Source organism: Enterobacter sp. WCHEn045836 (genome assembly GCF_003965585.1).
Taxonomy (GTDB): domain Bacteria; phylum Pseudomonadota; class Gammaproteobacteria; order Enterobacterales; family Enterobacteriaceae; genus Enterobacter; species Enterobacter dissolvens.
Window position 1 is genome coordinate 70659 of the sequence record NZ_RXPT01000021.1, and the last position, 19253, is coordinate 89911.

Below are 19253 nucleotides of genomic sequence, written 5' to 3' on the forward strand. Positions count from 1 at the left end.
GATAAAATCACCAGCCGGGACTACCCTTGATGTACACCAACAGCAAGGAGACGGTCATGACAAACAATCCTCCCTCTTCACGCATTCAGCCAGGCGAGTACGGTTTTCCTCTCAAGCTGAAACCCCGTTATGACAACTTTATTGGCGGCGACTGGGTGGCACCCGTCGACGGCGAATACTATTCCAACCTGACCCCCGTCACCGGCCAGCCGCTATGCGAGATAGCCAGCTCAGGCAGGCGCGATATCGATCTGGCGCTGGATGCGGCGCATAAAGCCAAAGATAAATGGGGACAGACTTCCGTGCAGGACAGGGCGGCGATCCTGTTCAAAATTGCCGACCGGATGGAGCAAAATCTTGAGCTGCTGGCGACGGCAGAAACCTGGGATAACGGCAAGCCGATCCGTGAAACAATGGCGGCGGATGTGCCGCTGGCGATTGACCACTTCCGCTATTTTGCCTCCTGTATTCGTGCTCAGGAGGGGGGGATCAGTGAAGTTGATAGCGACACCGTGGCGTATCACTTCCACGAGCCGCTGGGCGTGGTGGGGCAGATTATCCCGTGGAACTTCCCGCTGCTGATGGCGAGCTGGAAAATGGCGCCCGCGCTGGCGGCCGGGAACTGCATTGTGCTGAAACCGGCCCGCTTGACGCCGCTGTCGGTACTGCTGTTGATGGACATTATCGGTGACCTGCTGCCACCAGGCGTGATTAACGTGGTCAACGGGGCCGGGGGTGAGATTGGGGAATATCTGGCGACCTCAAAACGCATCGCCAAAGTGGCGTTTACCGGCTCGACGGAAGTGGGCCAGCAGATCATGCAGTACGCCACCCAGAACATCATTCCGGTGACGCTGGAGCTCGGCGGTAAATCCCCGAATATCTTCTTTGCGGACGTGATGGAGGAAGAGGACGCGTTCTTCGATAAAGCGCTGGAAGGGTTTGCGCTGTTTGCCTTTAACCAGGGCGAAGTCTGTACCTGCCCAAGCCGTGCGCTGGTACAGGAGTCGATCTATGAGCGCTTTATGGAACGGGCCATTCGCCGTGTGGAGTCGATCCGCAGCGGTAACCCGCTTGATAACGTGACGCAGATGGGCGCACAGGTGTCACATGGACAACTGGAGACCATCCTCAATTACATTGATATCGGCAAAAAAGAAGGGGCGGATGTCCTGACCGGTGGACGTCGTAAAGTGCTCGGCGGCGATCTGCAGGAAGGGTATTACCTTGAGCCGACCATTCTGTCTGGCAAGAACAACATGCGCGTTTTCCAGGAGGAAATTTTCGGACCGGTGCTGGCCGTGACGACCTTTAAAACGATGGAGGAGGCGCTGGAGATTGCCAACGATACGCCGTATGGCCTGGGAGCTGGCGTCTGGAGCCGCAACGGCAATCTGGCGTATAAAATGGGACGGGGGATTCAGGCCGGTCGCGTATGGACCAACTGCTATCACGCCTACCCGGCGCATGCGGCCTTTGGGGGTTATAAGCAGTCAGGCATCGGGCGTGAAACGCACAAGATGATGCTGGAGCATTATCAGCAGACGAAATGCCTGCTGGTCAGCTACTCCGATAAACCGCTGGGGCTGTTCTAATCATCCAGTTCAGGCCGTCCGTTGGCGGCCTGAGCTATTTGCTGGCGAAGATTATTCAGGACGCCATCCAGAACGTATTGCACGCGCCATGGCTGGTATTCACGCTTGCGGAAAATGGCCGTGAGATCAAGCCACCACTCTTCCTGATGCGGGAAGCAGGGAACAAGTGAACCGTTTTTTAACTCTTTTTTCAGGCTCTCTTTTGGGGCAAAGACGATACCGAGATTATTTCTCGCCAGCTCCAGAGCGGTTTGCGTATTGTCGCAAATATAATTCCCGGTAACCCGGTAATCCTGTACATCATCACTGCCATGAACGCGAAAACGCCAGATGTTAGCATCATCCACCAGCATGGAGTCGATTAAAATACAAGAATGGTTTATTAAATCTTCCGGACCGTTTAATGGGTGCTGATTTAAATACTCTTCGGTCGCGAAGGCGGTAACGGAATATTGGGTTAAAACACTCGCGACCAGACTTTCGTCTTTCGGCTGAGCATAGGTAATTAAAATATCGCAGTCATCCGGAAAGGTCACACCCTCAGAAAATTCATTGCGATCCAGATTGTATGTTTTGAGTGAGATACGAATATCACCGATATCTTTTATCTGGTGGATCACATGACGGGAGAGATAGGTCACGATACCTGTCGGGGCGTAAATCGTCACTTTCCCGCGTTTTTCATGCTTATAATCGGCAATGAAATTAATAAGCTGACTATTTTTATCCAGCGTGGCGTTCACATAGGGAAGTAAGGCCTCACCAAACTGCGTCAGTGCCAGCTGTCGGGTGGTGCGCTCAAAGACCTTCAGGCCGACTCGCGTTTCAAAATCAGAGAGATATTTACTGACGTTGGCCTGTGCCATGCCCAGCAGGGCGGCGGCGTCGCCAATGCTGTGGGTGGCGGCGATGACGGAAATTATTTTTAATTCACGGGGTTTTAGTTGTAATTTATTCATCATGCGCACCCATCTATATGATTTTATATATAATATTATATAAACAGCGGCGTTGCACAGGCAAATTTGTAACCATTATTATTCGCCTCGCTTGTTTGGCGTTTAAATGGATTACATGGAATGACTATTAAAAACAATTTACTCATCGCTGCCACGTTATTTGCGACCTCATCCGCAATGGCCGGTGACTTTTCACTTGGCGCGGGGGCTGTATTTAATGAGTCACCTTATAAAGGGTATAATGAAAATACCACCGCGGTTCCGTTAATTAGCTATGAAGGTGACCGATTCTATGTCCGCCAGACCACGGGAGGGTGGATCCTGTGGAAAGACGAAAAAAATGAATTTAGCCTGACCGCGTCGTGGATGCCGCTGCATTTTGATCCCGACGATAACGACGACCCTCAGATGAAACACCTGGATGAGCGTAAAGCGTCCGCTTTCCTGGGGGGCGCCTATTACCGCCATGAAAACTGGGGTTCGCTGAAAGTGGCCGTCTCTGGCGATGCGATGGATGAAAGTGGTGGCGTAGTCGGTGAGATTTCGTACTTCCGCCCCATCCGCATGGAACGCCTCACGCTGACGCCATCTGTGGGCATTTTCTACAGTGACGAGAGCTATAACGACTACTACTACGGGGTTTCCGTCAGCGAGTCTCGCCGTTCAGGTCTCAATGAATACACCGCTGGTGACAGCTGGACGCCCTACGTGGGTCTGGCGGCAAAATATCAGTTAACCCAGAATCTGTTCCTTAACGCCAGTGCGATTTATTCCGTATTGCCTGACGACGTGAAGAACAGCCCGATGATCGACCGCGACGACAGCTTTGCGCTGATGACCGGGCTGAGCTGGCGCTTCTGATGCTGTAAAGCCGGGTGGCGGCTTCGCCTTACCCGGCGTTGTGATAGCGCCTGCATGTTGATCAGCAATTTACCTGTTCCGCCTTTCTTTTTGCGTTGCTTCTTCCTGTTCAGACAAAACCCGGCTGCGTTTGCATTTCCTTTCGTCTATTGTCATCTGCACCAGTAGCGATGGTGTGTGTGATGTGTATAATCATGGAAGGATTGGAATGTGATAAGTGCGGATGTCATTACTGTTCTGGTCAGGCATGGCTGGAAATGTGTAAGAACGAAAGGAAGCCATCATCAGTTTCGCCACCCAGTACATGCGGGGTTGGTGACCGTTCCACATCCCAAAAAGGACATAAAACCCGGCACCCTCGCGCAAATCTGGCGGCAGGCGGGAATCAAACACTGATATCAGGAGTAGTTATGTTTTATCCGGCTTACATTCATTCTGATCCCGACGGTAGCGCCAGCGGTTTTTTTCCTGACGTTCCTGGTTGTTTTTTTGCCGGCAATTCTCTGGATGATGCTTTTCAGGATGCACGTGAAGCACTGACAGCTCACTTCGAAGCGCTATTTGAAATGGATGAAGAGTTACCTCTCCCTGGCAATGTTGAAGCACATCTTGAAGCCACACCGGGTGATTTTATCGGCGGACAATGGTTGCTTGTAGATATCAATATGAAGCAATTCGACGGTAAGGCCGAACGTATCAATATCACCCTGCCTCGTCGATTGCTGGTGAAAATTGATTCTTTTGTGAGTGAACATCCGCAGTTTAGTAACCGAAGCGCTTTTCTGGCTGAGGCAGCGCGTCGCGTGCTGCCTTAATGATCCCTCTCCCGTGGGAGAGGGTTGGGGTGAGGGCATCAGGCCGCAGATATTCAGCCCTCATCTACCCAAATGCGCATTTCCCCTTCTCCCCGGTTAGCCCAGCTAAACCACGGAATAAAGGTCAACGTTTTGGGTTGACGTTGCACCGCAGGACGGTCGTACTGCCATAACGCCTCCGATCCCGCTTCTGCGGCGTCATGCGTGACACCTTCCGCCTGAATCAGCATCTTATGAGCGAAAATTCCTTTACCCTCGAAAACCCGGAATTCACTGTCGGCAGGCAGGGCTAGATTATGCAGGTTGGCGCCATTATCGGCTTCTTCCAGGCAGTAGACCAGCGGACCGCGCTGCAGCGCGACCTTTCCGGCCTGCTGTCGAACCTGTGGATGACCGTACACGCGGCGGACCGGCATCGGTAAGGTTAGCGTGAGCGTATCGCCCTCCTGCCAGCGACGGGTGAGGTGAAGATAACCCCGTGATACCTCGCCCGTCATGCCTTCTCCGTTCAGCGACACGTGAGGATTTGCGCACCAGTCCGGCAGTCGCAGGGCCAGGGTGTGCGTTACCGGTACGGGCGAGGCGATCTCAATGTTGACCTCTTTCTGCCACGGATAATTACCGCTGATCCGCAGCTTGAGCGTCTCATCGCCCACCGGGATGGTGACCTCATTCCCTACGAAGAGATTAATGAAAAGCGCATCCGGGCGAACGGTGTAAATGTAATGCCCCAGCGACGTCAGCACCCGGGCGATATTCGGCGGGCAACAGGCACAGCCGAACCAGCGCTGACGAACCGGTTTGACATGGTCGTAGATGTGGTTAAAGGCCAGCGTCCTGGGGTGTACTTCCAGCGGGTTGACATAGAAGAAATGTTTACCGTCCAGCGCCATGCCGCCCAGCACCGTGTTGTACAGAGCGCGCTCCATCACGTCGGCGTAGCGGCTATCCGCTTCCATCTCCAGCATCCGGCGGGCAAACATCATCAGGCCAATCGAGGCGCAGCTTTCGGCATACACCGTATCGTTAGGCAGATCGTAATCGCTGCTGAAGGCTTCACCGCTACTTTGCGAACCAATCCCGCCGGTAATGTACAGCTGGCGCTGCGCCATGTTGTTCCACAGGCGTAAGCAGTCCTGACGTTTTGCGTCGTCTTTGCTCAGACGGGCCAGGTGTGCCATACCCGCCATCAGGTAGACAAAACGCACCGCATGGCCAATCGCCGTTTGTTGTTCAGCAAGCGGTTGATGCGCCTGGCTGTAAGCTTTGTCCTTGACCATCCATGCCGGGCCGTAGGTATGCCAGTACGATGTTCTGCCGCGCTTCTCGTATTCGGTATCATAGAAGTGAGGCTGCGTACCGCGCGCCTCGATGAAGTATTTCACCAGGTTCAGGTAGCGTGGCTCCTGAGTAACGTCGTACAGCCGCATCAGGGCCAGCTCGATTTCCGGGTGGCCCGGATAGCCGTGAAGCTGACCCTCCCGGGGGCCAAAAACGCTGTCGATATGATCTGCCAGTTTACACACCACCTCCAGCAGTCGGCGTTTTCCGGTGCCCTGAAAATACGCCACGCCAGCTTCGATCATATGCCCGGCGCAGTAAAGCTCGTGGCACTCGGCCAGATTGGTCCAGCGTTCGTCAGGCGCTTTGACGGTGAAGTAGGTATTGAGATAACCATCTTCACACTGCGCCGCGGCGATCAGTTCAATCACCTCATCGGCGGTTTTTTCCAGTTCAGCATCTGGTTTCTGACACAGCGACCACGCCACGGCTTCCAGCCATTTCGCCACGTCACTGTCCTGAAAGACCATGCCATAGAACTCACCTTCTTCAAGACCTGCCGCAATGCGGAAGTTGGTGATGGCATGACTGGGCTCGGCTTCCGCCACGCGATCGTTGAGCGCATCCCACTGATAAGGGATGACCACATCACGCACCAGCCGCTGATACTGGCCAAGAAACGGGTCGGTGATTTTCAGGTTATGCAGGTTGGCTTCCATTATGGACATCACGTTCTCCTCAGGACGGTACATGACGCTGGCGCAAATCGGTGGCAATGCGCGACATCATCGGATTGTTGAGTCTGCACCAGCGGATTGAGACCGCCAGCAGCAGGTGGAAAAGGGCAGGGAGCAGCGTCTCCATGGCGGTAATGCCCTGCAGCGAGGCAGGTGTCTGGTTACCCGCTCCCGGCTGATAGGCGACGGCGATAAACACCAGGCTGATGATCCCGGCGCTGGAGGCCCATGCCAGCTTGATGAAAAACAGGTTGAAGGCGAAGTTCATGCCCGACGATCGCACGCCGGTCTTCCACTCGCCGTAGTCGTCGGCAAAAGCCATCAGCGAGAAGTGCAGCGGCAGGGTAAAGCCCAGGATGACGCCGTTACTCAGAATCACGATCAGCCAGAGCGACTGATGCGCCGGGCCGCCGGGCAGGAACCACATGCCAGCCGCGATCGCGGCGAGCACCAGGTTGGTGTAGTAGTAGAGTTTGACCGTATCAATACGGCGAGAGAGGGGGCTGACGATCACCGCCCCAAGGATCGCTGCGAAGGTCACCATGGTAAAAAACAGCGAGGTGTAGGCGGTGCTGCCCTGCAGCACATAGGTGATGAAGTACATGTATCCGCCGCCACGGATATTGAAGACGTTGATCAGCAAAAATGACATCACCAGCATCAGCAGCAACTGGTCGTTTTTACGCAGCCCAGCCAGGTGTTCGCGCAGGGTGAATTTCCCCATCAATGCCAGTGGGACGCGTTCACGGACCCAGAAGAAGCAGCAGAGAAACATCACCACGGCGAGGGTGCACAGGACGCCAACGCCCAGCTGATAACCCCGGGCGGCGTTACCTTGCCCCAGCGCCGCCACCAGCCACGGCAGGCCGACGGAGACCAAAAATCCCGCAACGCCGCACAGCACAAAGCGCCATGACTGGCAGGAAATGACCTCGCTGTGGCGGGTGGTCATGGTGTTGATCAGCGCACAGTAGGGCACGTTGATGGCGGTATAGCCGACGGACAGCAGCAGGTAAGTGCCGAATGCCCACGCAATCTTCACGCCCATGCTGGCTTCAGGTACGGTGAAGGTCAGCACGCCGATGATGCCAACAGGGAATGCCACCCACAGCTGCCAGGGACGAAAGCGCCCCCATCGGCTTTGGGTGCGGTCGGCAATCACGCCCATGACAGGGTCAGAAATCGCGTCAAATACGCGCAGGGCAATAAACAGCGTGCCGACAAGCGCCGGGGTCAGGCCAAAAATATCGGTATAGAAAAAGGTCAGAAAATTCATGATCAGGCAAGTAATGACCGTGCCGCCCGCGTCGCCCAGGCCGTAGCCAATTTTTTCGCGAACGGACAAACGATCTTCTCTCACCCGTTGTGCAACGTCAGACTCGGTAATCGGTGTGGAAGTCATGAGATAACTCCTCGGTAATCGATTTTTATCGTATTTGTGCAAGGTACCTCATTCATTCTGCACCGAACGCAAAGGGCAACAAGGGAAGGGAAAAGTATAAAAAGAGGACGATTCCGACCTGATGAAGAAAGTGTGAGTTTGATCGGGCAGCTATAACGTTAATTGTTAATAATCAATGGATAAGTCAATTAAATACGGCAATAAAAGCGGAATGGTGAATATCCATGCTCGAATTATCCATAGCGCTTCCGATTAAGGTGCAAAATGGCGGATTATTTATTTCGCGGGGCGTGGGTCGCCACCCGGCGCGTAAATTAACGTCGTGGGAGATTATTTTTGTCGAAAAAGGGACATTAACGATCCGGGAGGAGAACCGTCTTTTTGAGGTGAAGGCGGGGGAGAGTTTATTGCTCTGGCCGAAGCGGAGGCATGTGGGTACAGAAGATTTTCCGGCCGATCTGCGATTCTACTGGCTGCATTTTGAGGTGAAGCCTGAGTCTTCCGCTTTGCCGGAGGCTTCTCCGCTGACCATTGAACAACATTGCTGCGTGAGGGATGTCCCGTCGGTGATTGCGCTTTTTCGCCAGTTCCTCAGTGAGCAGGAAAAATTACAGCGCAGCGTGGCGCTGGAAATGCTTTTGCTACTGATTTTGCAGCAAATATCCCTCTCAGCAGGGTATGAGGACCGCGCCGATGAGGTCGGTGCAGCACTGGCCTGGAAGGCAAAACAGCTTATTCGCACGCAGTTTCATTTACCGCTCTCCACCTCGTTGCTGGCAAAATCGCTGCACTGTAATGCCGATTACCTCGGGCGCGTGTTTCGTCGGACATTTCATTTAACCCTGACGGAAGCGATTCATCGCCAGCGCGTCAGGGCGGCAGAAAAAATGCTGCTGAATGACTCAGCGTCATTAACGGAAGTGGCCGCCCGCTGCGGTTTTAACGACGTGGGGTATTTCCGGCAGATATTTTCGAAGCATACCGGGTTAACGCCCGCCGTCTGGAAACGGCGGTACTGTAAGGAACACATTAATTCCGGTTGATCACTGCCCGTAATAGGCATGCGCACCGTGCTTGCGCAGATAATGTTTGTCGAGCAGTTCCTGCTGCATAACCGTAAGCTGCGGCGCAAGCTGGCGCGAAAACAGGCCCATATACGCGCACTCTTCCAGCACCACGGCGTTGTGTACCGCATCGGCGGCATCTTTACCCCATGCGAACGGTCCGTGGGAGTGCACCAGCACTGCCGGGATCTGCATGGGGCTGATGTCGCGCTCTTCAAAGGTTTTGATGATCACTTCACCGGTCTGATACTCGTAGTCTCCTGCGATCTCCGCCGTGGTCATCCGCCGCGTGCAGGGGATCGCGCCGTAGAAGTAGTCCGCGTGCGTCGTGCCCCAGGCCGGCAGATCCTGACCTGCCTGAGACCAGATGGTGGCATGGCGGGAATGGGTATGGACGATGCCGCCCATCTCCGGGTAGCGACGGTACAGCGCAAGATGGGTAGGCGTGTCTGACGACGGTTTCATGCTGCCCTCGACCACCTCACCGGTGGCAATATTCACCACCACCATATCCTTCGCCGTCATCACGTCATACTCCACGCCGGACGGTTTGATCACCATCAGACCGCTGTCGCGATCCACCGCGCTGACGTTACCCCAGGTGAAGGTCACCAGCTGGTGGGCGGGCAGTGCCAGGTTGGCTGCCAGCACCTCGGCTTTGAGTTGTTCTAACATGTCATGCCTCCTTCCTGCATACGGGCTTCAATCCAGCGGCGCGCCTGGATAATCTCCAGTACCGGCTCTTTTGCTTTTTCGGTCCACATTTCAATCAGAAACGCGCCGCGGTAGTTCAGCTTATTGAGCGTGCTAAACACGCCAACGAAATCGACGCAGCCCTCGCCAAACGGCACGTCGCGGAACTGTCCTGGGCTTTGTGCCGTGACGGGCTGGGTATCTTTCAGGTGGATTGCCGCGATGCGGTCAATGCCCAGCGTCAGTTCGGCGGCCACATCGTTACCCCACGCGCTGAGGTTGCCGACATCCGGGTAAACGCTAAACCACGGCGAGGCCAGCATCTCGTCCCACTTTTTCCATTTGCTGATGGAGTTCATAAACGCGGTGTCCATGATCTCAACGGCCACCATCACCTGCGCGGCGGCGGCCTGCTCGACTGCCCATGCCAGCCCTTCGGCGAAGCGTTGCCGGGTGCCTTCATCATGCTCTTCGTAATACACGTCATACCCGGCCAGCTGGATGGTGCGAATACCCAAATCACGCGCCAGTTTAATGGCGCTGGACATGATCTCCCGGGCGCGGGTGCGGACGGTTTCGTCCCGGCTGCCAAACGGGTAGCGGCGGTGGGCAGACAGGCACATGGAGGGGATCGACACACCGGTTTCCAGCATCGCTTCCACCAGCGATGCACGCTGCGTGGTGCTCCACGCCAGGCGTGACAGGCGTTCGTCCGTTTCATCTACCGACATTTCAACAAAATCAAAGCCACAGCTTTTTGCCAGCACCAGGCGCTCCGGCCAGGTGAGGGATTTCGGCAGCGCTTTTTCGTAAATACCTAACGGATGCTGACGCATGATTACGCTCCCCAGATGTCGCGGATTTGCGAATGGAAGGCCTCTGCCACCTGCGGTGGATTGGCCGCGCCTGCCAGCGCGCGACCGGCGATAAAGGCTTTGACGTTGATCTGCTTAAACAGCGGCAGGTCAGCCGGGGTGATGCCGCCGGTGACGGACAGCTGCAAACCGATGTCGGAGAGCGCTTTCATTCGGGCGAGATCGGCCTCACCCCACTGCTGACCGCTGGCCTGTGCGTCGCGTCCCCGGTGGTAGATGGCCTGCTTCACGCCGATGCGGTGCCAGGCGCGGGCATCGTCCAGCGTCCAGTTGCCAAACAGCTCCATCTGAATTTCCCCACCGCAGCGCAGCGCCACCGCGTGGCCTTTTTCAACCGTGGCCAGCGGCGCGGCGCAGATGATGGTCATCCAGTTCGCGCCTGCGCCAAACGCCTGCTCTGCCAGCGTTTCTCCGGCGTCGGCCACCTTCCAGTCCGCCACGAGGGTTTTTGCCGGACACTGCTCGCGTAGCGCACGCACGGCGTTAAGCCCTTCGGTCAGACATAAAATGGTGCCCGCTTCGATAATATCGACGTGATCGGAAAGCCTGGCGACATCGCGCTGGGCAGCCTGAAGTGAGGTGTGGTCGAGCGCCAGCTGCAGTAATGGTCGGCTCATAGGTCGTGCTCCTTAACACGGGCGTGATAGCCCTGTAGTGCTGAAATCAGTAACTGGTAGCGCTGATACTTGCGCTGATAGGCCGCATGGGCGTGCATGTCGGGTTCAATGACCCGAATGTCGTGTCTGAGCGCGCGCTGCGCTGCGTAAAAATCGGGATAAACGCCGGTACCAACCAGGGCGGCCAGCGCCGCGCCGGAACAGCCAGTCTCTTCCACCTGCGGCAGCGCAATCGCCAGACCGCTGACATCCGCCAGCATCTGCATCCATACGTCAGAGTGGGTCGGGCCGCCGGTGACGCGCAGTGCCTGTACGTCGGTAAAGCGTTCGAGCATGCGGCTGAGATGGGTCATATGGCTGAACACCACGCCTTCGTAAACTGCCTGCAAAAGATGCGCGCGAGTATGCAGCGCCTGCATGCCGTAGAAGCCGCTCGTCATCTCCAGCCCGGCGTTGCTGCCATAGAGAAACGGCAGGAAGAACAGATCGCTTTCGGCTTTCGGCAGGCTGGCCACGGCGTGGTTGATCTCGCAAAAAGAGATCTCGCCCCACTGGGCGGTTAACCACTCAAGGTTGCCGGAAGAGGTGGGGCTGGCTTCGTGGACAATGTACTGCTGCGGGTGGACGTAACGCCCATAGACATAGGGATACGGTTCGTTGTCCCGAAGCGCATTGGCAATCCCGCTGGTGACGGCCCAGGTGCCCATCACGGCGTTCAGCGTATGTTCGTCGTGCAGTCCGGCACAGATCGCGGTGGAAACCACATCAAACAGCCCACCAACGACGGGGGTTCCCGCCGCGAGACCGGTAAGTGCGGCAGCCTGAGCGGTGATTTCCCCGCAGATTTCTGCTGAACCGACAACAGGTGGCAGAGCGTTGTCGATTTCACTGATACCGAGCCAGCGCGTGAGCTGCGGATCGTACTGGCCGGTGTTCATGTTGTAGAGATTGGATTCAGAAATATTGCTCTCTTCGCAGCCTTTTACGCCGGTGAGGCACCAGCGCAGGTAGTCGTGCGCCATCATCACGCAGCCAATCTGCTGATAGCGCTGTGGCTCATTCTCTTTGACCCAGCGCAGAAGAGAGGCCGGATGCCCGGTCCAGAGCGTCTGTCGCGTGTGCGGATAGAGCTTTTCGGGAATACCGTCCTGCTGCCAGCGCTGCACGATGTCCAGTGCCCGACGGTCTGAGGAGAGCATTGCATTGCCCAGGGGACGATCCTGTTTATCGAGAAGAAACAGCCCCTTGCCTTGCGCTGAAATGCCCACGCCTTTGATCTGCTCGCCGCTAACCCGGGCGTTGTTGAGCAGAAGAGCGACGGTGGTGTGACACTGCTGCCACAGCTGGTTCATGTCCCGCTCCGCATAGCCTGCTCGCGGGCTGAGCGTGGCAACCGTGCGGCGTTCAATACAGACCTCTTTGCCCTCGCGGGTGTATAAACCGGCTTTCAGATAAGTACCGCCACAATCGATACCCAGCCAGAAAGGTTCTTTTTCACTCATCTTTGACTCTCTCGTCTTTCTCCCTCTCCCCGTGGGAGAGGGCTGGGGTTCTCGTCTTGCTCCCTCTCCCTGTGGAAGAGGGCTGGGGTGAGGGCATCAGGCCGCACGCTTATGCGGGTTCACCGTAGGATTAGGCTCCGCACCGGCATCGCACTTCGCCGGTAGCAGCAGGGCCAGCAGCGAGGCCAGCGCCAGCGACACCGCCAGGCAGTAAACCCCCGCATCTTTGCTGTATAAGGTGATCAGCACGCCGACCGCATAAGGGCCACAGAACCCGCCGAGGTTACCCAGGGCGTTAATTACACCCCGCGCACCGCCTGCCATCTCCGCGCTGAACAGGCGTGCCGGAATGGTCCAGAACACGCCCGCCGCCGACTGCAGGAAGAACCCACACCCCACCAGCGCGGCGTAGGCCAGCCAGGTATGCTCTTTCAGCGCCACGGAGAGGAACATGCAGAGCGCAAAACCAATCAGCGGCAGGGAGACAAACAGCTTGCGCTTACCGGTACGGTCAGAGAGCGAAGAGAAGAGGAACATACCCGCAATGGCCCCGATATAAGGCAGGATCGCGAGCACGCCTACCTGGCCGATGCTGGTGTGCGTGAGCTCTTTGAGAATGGTGGGTAGCCAGAGGGTGTAACCGTAAATGCCGGTCTGGTAGAAGAAGTTCAGGGCAATCAGCTGCCACATGGTTTTGTCGGACAGCACCGCGCTCAGCGAGGCGTTTTTCACCGCTTTACCGGCAATGGCCTGCTGTTCTGCGGCCAGGGTTTTGACCAGATAGTTTTTTTCCGCTTCAGAAATCCAGCGTGCTTCCTGCGGGCGGTCGTACACCGTGAAGGCCCACAGCACCAGTACAACGATGGACATCAGCCCTTCAATGATGAACAGCCAGCGCCAGTCGAGTGCGGTAATAATCCAGCCCGACAGGGGGGCGGTGATGATCCCGGCAATGGGGACGAACATAATCACAATCGCATTGGCGCGACCGCGTTCGGCGTCAGGGAACCAGTTACTGATCATCGTCAGCACAACCGGCAGCATCCCGCCTTCCGCTACCCCGAGTAAGAAACGCAGCACCAACAGTTGATACTGGCTGGTGACGAGTCCGGTCAGGACCGAAATCACCGCCCAGGCGACCAGCGACCAGCCGATAAATTTCTTCCCGCTACCATGAACGGCAATCTTGCCGCCAGGCACCTGCAAAAACAGATAGCCAATAAAGAAGATCCCACCCGCCAGGCCTGCCATGGTGGCAGAAATACCTAACTCTTCATCCATACCGCCGGGCATGGCAAAAGCAATATTCACACGGTCCATATAAGAAATAATGCAGGCGATAAGAATCGGGGGAATAATTCTTAGCCAGCGCTGGCGCGGAATGTCCGCATGTAGAGCTTGAGTAGACGTATTCATATTTAATATCTCAGTGTAGGTAACCGGAATAAGATTTTTTTTATTGTTATTGCGTTGCTTTTTTCATTTGGCCAATGCCGTCGCGCAAAATAGCGATGCGATGGCTGATATCAGCATTAGCATTTATTTCCAGTAATTTAATACCGGAAAATTTCAATGTTGCGGCGCTCGCCGCAGTAAAGAGTGCTTTTGCATGTTCAGTGGTCATCAAACTGTCGGTACAGTACGATGAAAACGGCGCGTGCAGATCCTGCCATTCACCGTACGCTCCGCGAGTGGTGGTGCCGGAGAACATCAGCGCGGCCAGTTTTCCGGCCTGAAGGGCGGTCTGAACGTGCTCAAGCGGAAGCGTGGTGTTGCGCCCTTCAATGGCTGAGCGCGCCCAGTTGATACAGACGCTGATATCCGTCTCTTTTATCACCTCCAGCACCTGCTCTAAGGGTAAAAATCCCTTACGCGGTGCGGGACCGGTCATGGCATCGCAGTGTTCAAGCACCAGATCGCAGTCCCACTCCCAGCGCGTGATGTCGCGGATGGAGCGCGCGAATGCCTCCGTGGCTTGTTCGACAGAACCTTTGCCCGCCTGCGGTGCTGCCTGCATTTCCAGAGCGATCACCTTTCCCGGAAAACGGGCGTTAACCGCAGCAATCTTTTGCTGCAGATGGCGGTAATATTCCACACACGCTTTACGCTGTTCTTCGTCAGCAGACGCCAGCCCAAATGCGCCGTTGGTACCACGGCGACGCATGGTTTCCATCACGGCCGTGACGACGATTTGCCAGTCTCCAGGCGTATGGCGGAACAGCCATTCATCACCAAACAGATGCAGGTTTTCCAGGCACGGTTGTTCCAGCCCACGGATGTGAGGTGTGTCGGAAAGCTCCCGCCAGAAGGCCTGTTCTTCTTGTTCCCCTTTCTGGTGAAACGAGGGTGCGCAGGGGTACGCACCAATAATAAACCCGGTGTTGGTCATTTCGCGTTCCTGTATTTATCAGAAAATTAATCTAATTCGCTGATTGCCACTTTCACCACAATTTTACGAATTGCAGCTTCCTTGTTTTTAATACAGGCAGGACGGTGTACATCCTGCGGGAAAAATATGGCATAACTGCCAGGTACCATTTCAATAAACGATTCATTTTCACTGTTGTGATAAAAAATAATATCCCGTTGTTCCAGTAATGATTCGCTGATTTTGTTATTTCCGGTATCGATAGCAATACCGATTTTTTCTTCACCCCACGCCAGAAATTGAATATCGAGATAGCGGCGATGAACTTCGGGGCGATTCTCATGCTGCTCTTTGGTGGTCAGGTCGATGACCTGGGCAAAGAGGTTCCGTCCGTCAATCTCCACCACGCCCGGCTCCAGGGCGGTGAAATCCGTGGTGCGCAGAAAATCGAGGGCTTTTTCAATCGCCTGCGGCAGGCGGCACGGATTGGGCTGCGAAATATGTCCGAATATCATGGCCCACTCCTTACAGCGCCTGGATTTTCGCCCACACGCTGTCGTCAATGGTGATGCCGTTGCGGCGGTTCTCTTCAAGCAGTCGCGTAAATTCATGCCCCGGCAGACGGACAGCGACGTTTTCGTCAGACCGCTCGGCGGTGGTGATGAAGTCCATGATGCGCTGCAGTTTGGCATCGCGGGTTGGGCCGTCGATCAGGCGGTCGACCTCGATGGCGATAAAGATCTGCGACACGCCATACTCGTCGCTGTTGTCCTGGGTGACTTCCGCCACGGAGGCGCCGTTAGAGAGCAGGGTGGCGATCATGTCGAGCACAATCGATAAGCCGGAACCTTTCCAGTAGCCCATCGGCAGAATGCGGCGGTTTTTCTCAATCACGCCAGGCTCTTTGGTCAGATTGCCCTCGTCGTCGAATCCGCCGTCGACCGGTAACGTGCGTCCGGCCAGTCGGTTCACTTCCAGCATGCCGTAGGAGAACATCGACATCGACATATCGACCATGGTGATTGGGGAGGAGGGGATCGCCACGATCAGCGGGTTGGTGCCGATGCAACATTCTTTTGAGCCCCACGCGGGCATCACCGCAATAGAGTTGGTCCAGCAGATCCCGATGTAGCCCTTCTCTGCGGCTTGCCAGCCGTAGCTGCCCCCGCGCATCCAGTGGTTAGCGTTACGCAGCGCAACCAGACCGATACCGTGATCGGAGGCCAGTTCGGTGGCGCGATCCATCATTTTTTTCGCCGTCAGGTTACCGATGGCGCGTTGGGCATCCCACTGTTCGATGGCCCCTAATGTGGTCACCCGTTTTGGCTGGGCATCAGGAAGGATGTCGCCCGCGTCCAGTTGCTGAATAAAACGCGGGAAGCGGTTCACACCGTGGGAATAGACGCCAGATTCCGTGGTGCGGGCAAACATCTCCGCGCAGGCGTCCGCCGTGTCTGCTTTTACACCGCGATCGAGCAGAACCCGATTGAACGCTGCTTTCAACTCTTCGAATGTCACTTTCATCCCTGTTCTCCTGTTCTTCGTAGGGGCAAGTGCGAGTGCTTTTTTATCGCTAAATTTCACTATGCGAAATCTGATTTCAAATATAGCGATCAAATTTTGCCAGATCAACGACATTCATGTTTTTCAAAATCGATTAAAATCAACTGGTTGTGTTTTTTCTGTTGAGATCGTGAACTGAACCACACTTTGCGCTACCATCAGGGCGCGATAAAAAGGAGCCATGGGATGAGCATGAAAGAGAGCGACATGACGCAAGAAAGAGAGAGGCCAGCTGGTAGCCAGAGCTTGTTTCGCGGTCTGATGCTGATTGAGATCCTCAGTAACTATCCGAACGGCTGTCCTCTGGCCCATTTATCGGAACTGGCCGGGCTGAATAAAAGCACCGTGCACCGGTTACTGCAGGGATTGCAGTCGTGCGGGTACGTCACCCCGGCACCGGCGGCGGGCAGCTATCGCCTGACCACCAAATTTATCGCCGTCGGGCAAAAGGCGCTGTCGTCGCTGAACATCATCCACGTGGCTGCTCCGCATCTTGAGTCGCTGAATATCGCCACTGGCGAGACGGTGAACTTCTCCAGCCGCGAAGACGATCACGCGATCCTGATTTACAAGCTTGAGCCGACCACCGGTATGCTGCGCACGCGCGCCTATATCGGCCAGCATATGCCGCTTTACTGCTCGGCAATGGGTAAGATCTACATGGCATTCGGTCACCAGGATTATGTGGCGAGCTACTGGGAAAGCCACCAGGATCAGATCCAGCCGCTGACCCGCAACACCATCACCGAACTGAGCGCGATGTATGACGAGCTGGCGGAAATCCGTGAGCACAGCATGGCGATGGACAAAGAAGAGAACGAACTGGGGGTCTCCTGTATTGCGGTGCCGGTGTTTGATATTCATGGCCGCGTGCCGTATGCGATCTCTATTTCGCTGTCGACCTCCCGCATGAAGCAGATTGGCGAAAAAAATCTGCTCACACCGCTGCGTGAAACGGCGGACGCGATCTCCAGAGAGCTGGGTTTTACCGTGCGCGAGGGATAACAGATGAACCGGTTCATCATGGCGGATTCGGCAAAATGCATCGGCTGTCGCACCTGCGAAGTGGCGTGTGTCGTGTCGCATCAGGACGCCATCTCAGCAGACGCCTTTACGCCCCGCATTCGGGTAATCAAAGGGGACGCTTTCACCACGGCGGTGGGTTGCCATCAGTGTGAAGATGCCCCTTGCGCGAATGTCTGTCCGACGCAGGCGATTCGCCGTGGCGAGGGGGCCTGGCAGGTTGAACAGGCGCGCTGTATTGGGTGTAAACGCTGTATGGTGGCGTGCCCGTTTGGGGCGATGCAGGTGCAGTGGGCAGGAAATACGCTTCAGGCGCTGAAATGCGATTTATGCGCGCATCGCGCGGAGGGACCGGCCTGTGTGGAAGCCTGTCCGACCCACGCGCTGAGCTGTGTCGATCCCGCCAGATTACGCACCGAACGGTTGCGTCATCTGGCGTAGGTTCTTACTGGGCGTCTTCGCGCCAGGCGAACGCAATCTCTTCGGCGAGAATTTTTACCCCGGCTTCGATTTTTTCCGGATCGGGCACGTAGTTCATGCGCATACATTGATGCGTATGCGGCCACGGCTTGTCCAGCCCCGGGAAGAAGTAATCACCCGGCACCATCAATACGCCTCGCTTCTTCAGGCGCTGGTAAAGCAGCTCGGTGGTGATCGGCAGATCTTTAAACCACAACCACAGGAAAATCGCCCCTTCAGGTTTATGGATCAGGCAGCGTTCTTCCGGTAAATAGCGGCGAAGAATGGAAATCGTCTCCTGAACGCGCTGATAGTAGAACGGCTTAATCACGTCATTAGACAGGCGCAGCAGATCGTTGCGTTTAATCATTTCGCACATCATCGCCGGGCCAATACCGCCAGGAGAAAGGCTGATAATGCCGTTCATGTTGGTAATGGCGGTGATGATTTTTTCATTGGCGACGATGATCCCGCAGCGGCTGCCCGGCAGGCCGAGCTTGGAAAGGCTCATACACAGGACGATGTTCGGGTTCCACAGCGGACGTGCTTCGCTAAAGATAATACCCGGGAACGGCACGCCATAGGCGTTATCGATCACCAGCGGGATGCCATGCTGATTTGCCAGCGCATCCAGCTTCATCAGCTCATCGTCGGTGATGACGTTGCCCGTTGGGTTGGTGGGACGTGATACGCAGATCATGCCCGTCTCTTCACCAATGTGCAGATGTTCAAAATCGACGTGGTATTTGAACTGGCCTTCCGGCAGCAGCTCAATATTCGGGCGCGCGGAGACGAACAGATCCTCTTCCAGACCCGAATCGGCGTAGCCGATATACTCCGGGGCCAGCGGGAACAGCACTTTTTTGGTGGTACCGTCGGCGCGACGTCCTGCGAACAGGTTAAACAAGTAGAAAAACGCGCTCTGGCTGCCGTTTGTTAGTGCAATATTCTGCGGTTCGATATCCCAACCCAGCTCTTCACGCAGCATATCGGCGAGGAGTTTCAGCAGTTCGGTTTTACCCTGTGGGCCGTCGTAATTGCAAAGCGCATCGGTTGCTTTGCCGTTTTCCAGCATCTGAGCGAGCAGCGTCTGGAAATAGGTATTCATCTCCGGGATTTGAGCCGGGTTTCCGCCGCCGAGCATGATGGCGCCCGGTGTGCGCAGCCCGTCGTTGAGGTCCTCCATCAGGCGGGTAATGCCTGAATGGCGGGTAAATTTGTCGCCGAAAAGTGAAAACGTCATAGCAGGTGATCTGTCGAGCTTGTTTTGAAAGTGGGTAACCATAACGCTAGCACCGTGCGGGTGCAAATCGGCTGGTGTGGTCGGATTTGTGGTTTTATGTGGCGGGTGTGGATTTTTGTAGTGAATAGTTCTGTTGAGTTCCCCTCTCCCCTTGGGGCTGAGGGTTCCCCACAAAATAATGCCTGCACGGAGAACT

General features: G+C 55.7%; 19 protein-coding genes. 7 read left to right on the plus strand and 12 right to left on the minus strand.

All coding sequences use genetic code 11. The features are described 5' to 3' along the window. Nucleotides 1–56 precede the first annotated feature (56 nt). Nucleotides 57–1595, plus strand: a complete 1539-nt coding sequence (locus EKN38_RS22065; protein WP_014830184.1) for an aldehyde dehydrogenase family protein — start codon at nucleotides 57–59, stop codon at nucleotides 1593–1595. On the opposite strand, the gene EKN38_RS22070 is transcribed toward EKN38_RS22065, so the two are convergent. Beyond that, nucleotides 1592–2557, minus strand: a complete 966-nt coding sequence (locus EKN38_RS22070) for a LysR family transcriptional regulator (protein ID WP_014830185.1) — start codon at nucleotides 2555–2557, stop codon at nucleotides 1592–1594. The genes EKN38_RS22065 and EKN38_RS22070 overlap by 4 nt on opposite strands. 117 nt (nucleotides 2558–2674) lie before the next feature. Between EKN38_RS22070 and EKN38_RS22075 the strand changes: the two genes are divergently transcribed. The 3 genes from EKN38_RS22075 to EKN38_RS22085 all read left to right on the plus strand — a co-directional run bounded on the left by EKN38_RS22075 (nucleotide 2675) and on the right by EKN38_RS22085 (nucleotide 4230). Further along, entirely contained in the window at nucleotides 2675–3415 is a 741-nt protein-coding gene (locus EKN38_RS22075) for a MipA/OmpV family protein (RefSeq protein WP_014830186.1), read from the plus strand. A 210-nt stretch (nucleotides 3416–3625) separates the two neighbouring features. After that, on the plus strand, nucleotides 3626–3811 hold the full coding sequence (locus EKN38_RS22080; protein ID WP_014830187.1) for a type II toxin-antitoxin system HicA family toxin: 186 nt from the start codon (nucleotides 3626–3628) through the stop codon (nucleotides 3809–3811). 14 nt (nucleotides 3812–3825) lie between these two features. Beyond that, the gene (locus tag EKN38_RS22085; RefSeq protein ID WP_014830188.1) at nucleotides 3826–4230 is read left to right on the plus strand and encodes a type II toxin-antitoxin system HicB family antitoxin; all 405 of its coding nucleotides are present in this window, start codon (nucleotides 3826–3828) and stop codon (nucleotides 4228–4230) included. 53 nt (nucleotides 4231–4283) lie between these two features. On the opposite strand, the gene EKN38_RS22090 is transcribed toward EKN38_RS22085, so the two are convergent. Both EKN38_RS22090 and EKN38_RS22095 read right to left on the minus strand, forming a co-directional pair. Further along, the gene (locus tag EKN38_RS22090) at nucleotides 4284–6239 is read right to left on the minus strand and encodes a glycoside hydrolase family 127 protein (protein ID WP_126522702.1); all 1956 of its coding nucleotides are present in this window, start codon (nucleotides 6237–6239) and stop codon (nucleotides 4284–4286) included. Nucleotides 6240–6249: 10 nt separating this feature from the next. Next, nucleotides 6250–7650: an MFS transporter gene (locus EKN38_RS22095; protein WP_014830190.1), complete on the minus strand. Its 1401-nt coding sequence runs from the start codon at nucleotides 7648–7650 to the stop codon at nucleotides 6250–6252. 224 nt (nucleotides 7651–7874) lie between these two features. On the opposite strand from EKN38_RS22095, the gene EKN38_RS22100 reads away from it, so the two are divergent. Continuing rightward, on the plus strand, nucleotides 7875–8693 hold the full coding sequence (locus EKN38_RS22100) for a helix-turn-helix domain-containing protein (RefSeq protein ID WP_014830191.1): 819 nt from the start codon (nucleotides 7875–7877) through the stop codon (nucleotides 8691–8693). Here the strand turns inward: EKN38_RS22100 and araD are convergent, their stop codons facing one another. The 8 genes from araD to yiaK all read right to left on the minus strand — a co-directional run bounded on the left by araD (nucleotide 8694) and on the right by yiaK (nucleotide 16293). Further along, complete coding sequence (araD, locus tag EKN38_RS22105) at nucleotides 8694–9389, minus strand: L-ribulose-5-phosphate 4-epimerase (protein WP_014830192.1); 696 nt, start codon at nucleotides 9387–9389, stop codon at nucleotides 8694–8696. Continuing rightward, nucleotides 9383–10243: an L-ribulose-5-phosphate 3-epimerase gene (locus tag EKN38_RS22110; protein WP_125365967.1), complete on the minus strand. Its 861-nt coding sequence runs from the start codon at nucleotides 10241–10243 to the stop codon at nucleotides 9383–9385. Before EKN38_RS22110 ends, araD begins: the two co-directional genes overlap by 7 nt. A gap of 2 nt (nucleotides 10244–10245) precedes the next feature. Next, nucleotides 10246–10899, minus strand: coding sequence for a 3-keto-L-gulonate-6-phosphate decarboxylase UlaD (gene ulaD, locus EKN38_RS22115; protein WP_014830194.1), 654 nt, complete (start codon nucleotides 10897–10899; stop codon nucleotides 10246–10248). Next, nucleotides 10896–12401, minus strand: coding sequence for an FGGY-family carbohydrate kinase (locus EKN38_RS22120; RefSeq protein WP_014830195.1), 1506 nt, complete (start codon nucleotides 12399–12401; stop codon nucleotides 10896–10898). The genes ulaD and EKN38_RS22120 overlap by 4 nt, the downstream gene beginning before the upstream one ends. Nucleotides 12402–12497: 96 nt before the next feature. Then, the gene (locus EKN38_RS22125) at nucleotides 12498–13817 is read right to left on the minus strand and encodes an MFS transporter (protein ID WP_014830196.1); all 1320 of its coding nucleotides are present in this window, start codon (nucleotides 13815–13817) and stop codon (nucleotides 12498–12500) included. Nucleotides 13818–13863: 46 nt separating this feature from the next. Next, nucleotides 13864–14790, minus strand: coding sequence for a DUF4862 family protein (locus EKN38_RS22130; protein WP_014830197.1), 927 nt, complete (start codon nucleotides 14788–14790; stop codon nucleotides 13864–13866). Nucleotides 14791–14816: 26 nt separating this feature from the next. Continuing rightward, complete coding sequence (locus tag EKN38_RS22135) at nucleotides 14817–15284, minus strand: YhcH/YjgK/YiaL family protein (RefSeq protein ID WP_014830198.1); 468 nt, start codon at nucleotides 15282–15284, stop codon at nucleotides 14817–14819. A 10-nt stretch (nucleotides 15285–15294) separates the two neighbouring features. After that, on the minus strand, nucleotides 15295–16293 hold the full coding sequence (gene yiaK, locus EKN38_RS22140) for a 3-dehydro-L-gulonate 2-dehydrogenase (protein ID WP_014830199.1): 999 nt from the start codon (nucleotides 16291–16293) through the stop codon (nucleotides 15295–15297). A 225-nt stretch (nucleotides 16294–16518) separates the two neighbouring features. Here yiaK and yiaJ point away from each other — a divergent pair, with 225 nt between their 5' ends. Continuing rightward, entirely contained in the window at nucleotides 16519–17337 is an 819-nt protein-coding gene (gene yiaJ, locus EKN38_RS22145; RefSeq protein WP_014830200.1) for an IclR family transcriptional regulator YiaJ, read from the plus strand. 3 nt (nucleotides 17338–17340) lie between these two features. After that, the gene (locus EKN38_RS22150) at nucleotides 17341–17796 is read left to right on the plus strand and encodes a 4Fe-4S dicluster domain-containing protein (RefSeq protein ID WP_014830201.1); all 456 of its coding nucleotides are present in this window, start codon (nucleotides 17341–17343) and stop codon (nucleotides 17794–17796) included. A 4-nt stretch (nucleotides 17797–17800) separates the two neighbouring features. Here EKN38_RS22150 and avtA read toward each other — a convergent pair whose 3' ends face one another. After that, nucleotides 17801–19057, minus strand: a complete 1257-nt coding sequence (gene avtA, locus EKN38_RS22155) for a valine--pyruvate transaminase (RefSeq protein WP_014830202.1) — start codon at nucleotides 19055–19057, stop codon at nucleotides 17801–17803. Nucleotides 19058–19253: the final 196 nt, after the last annotated feature.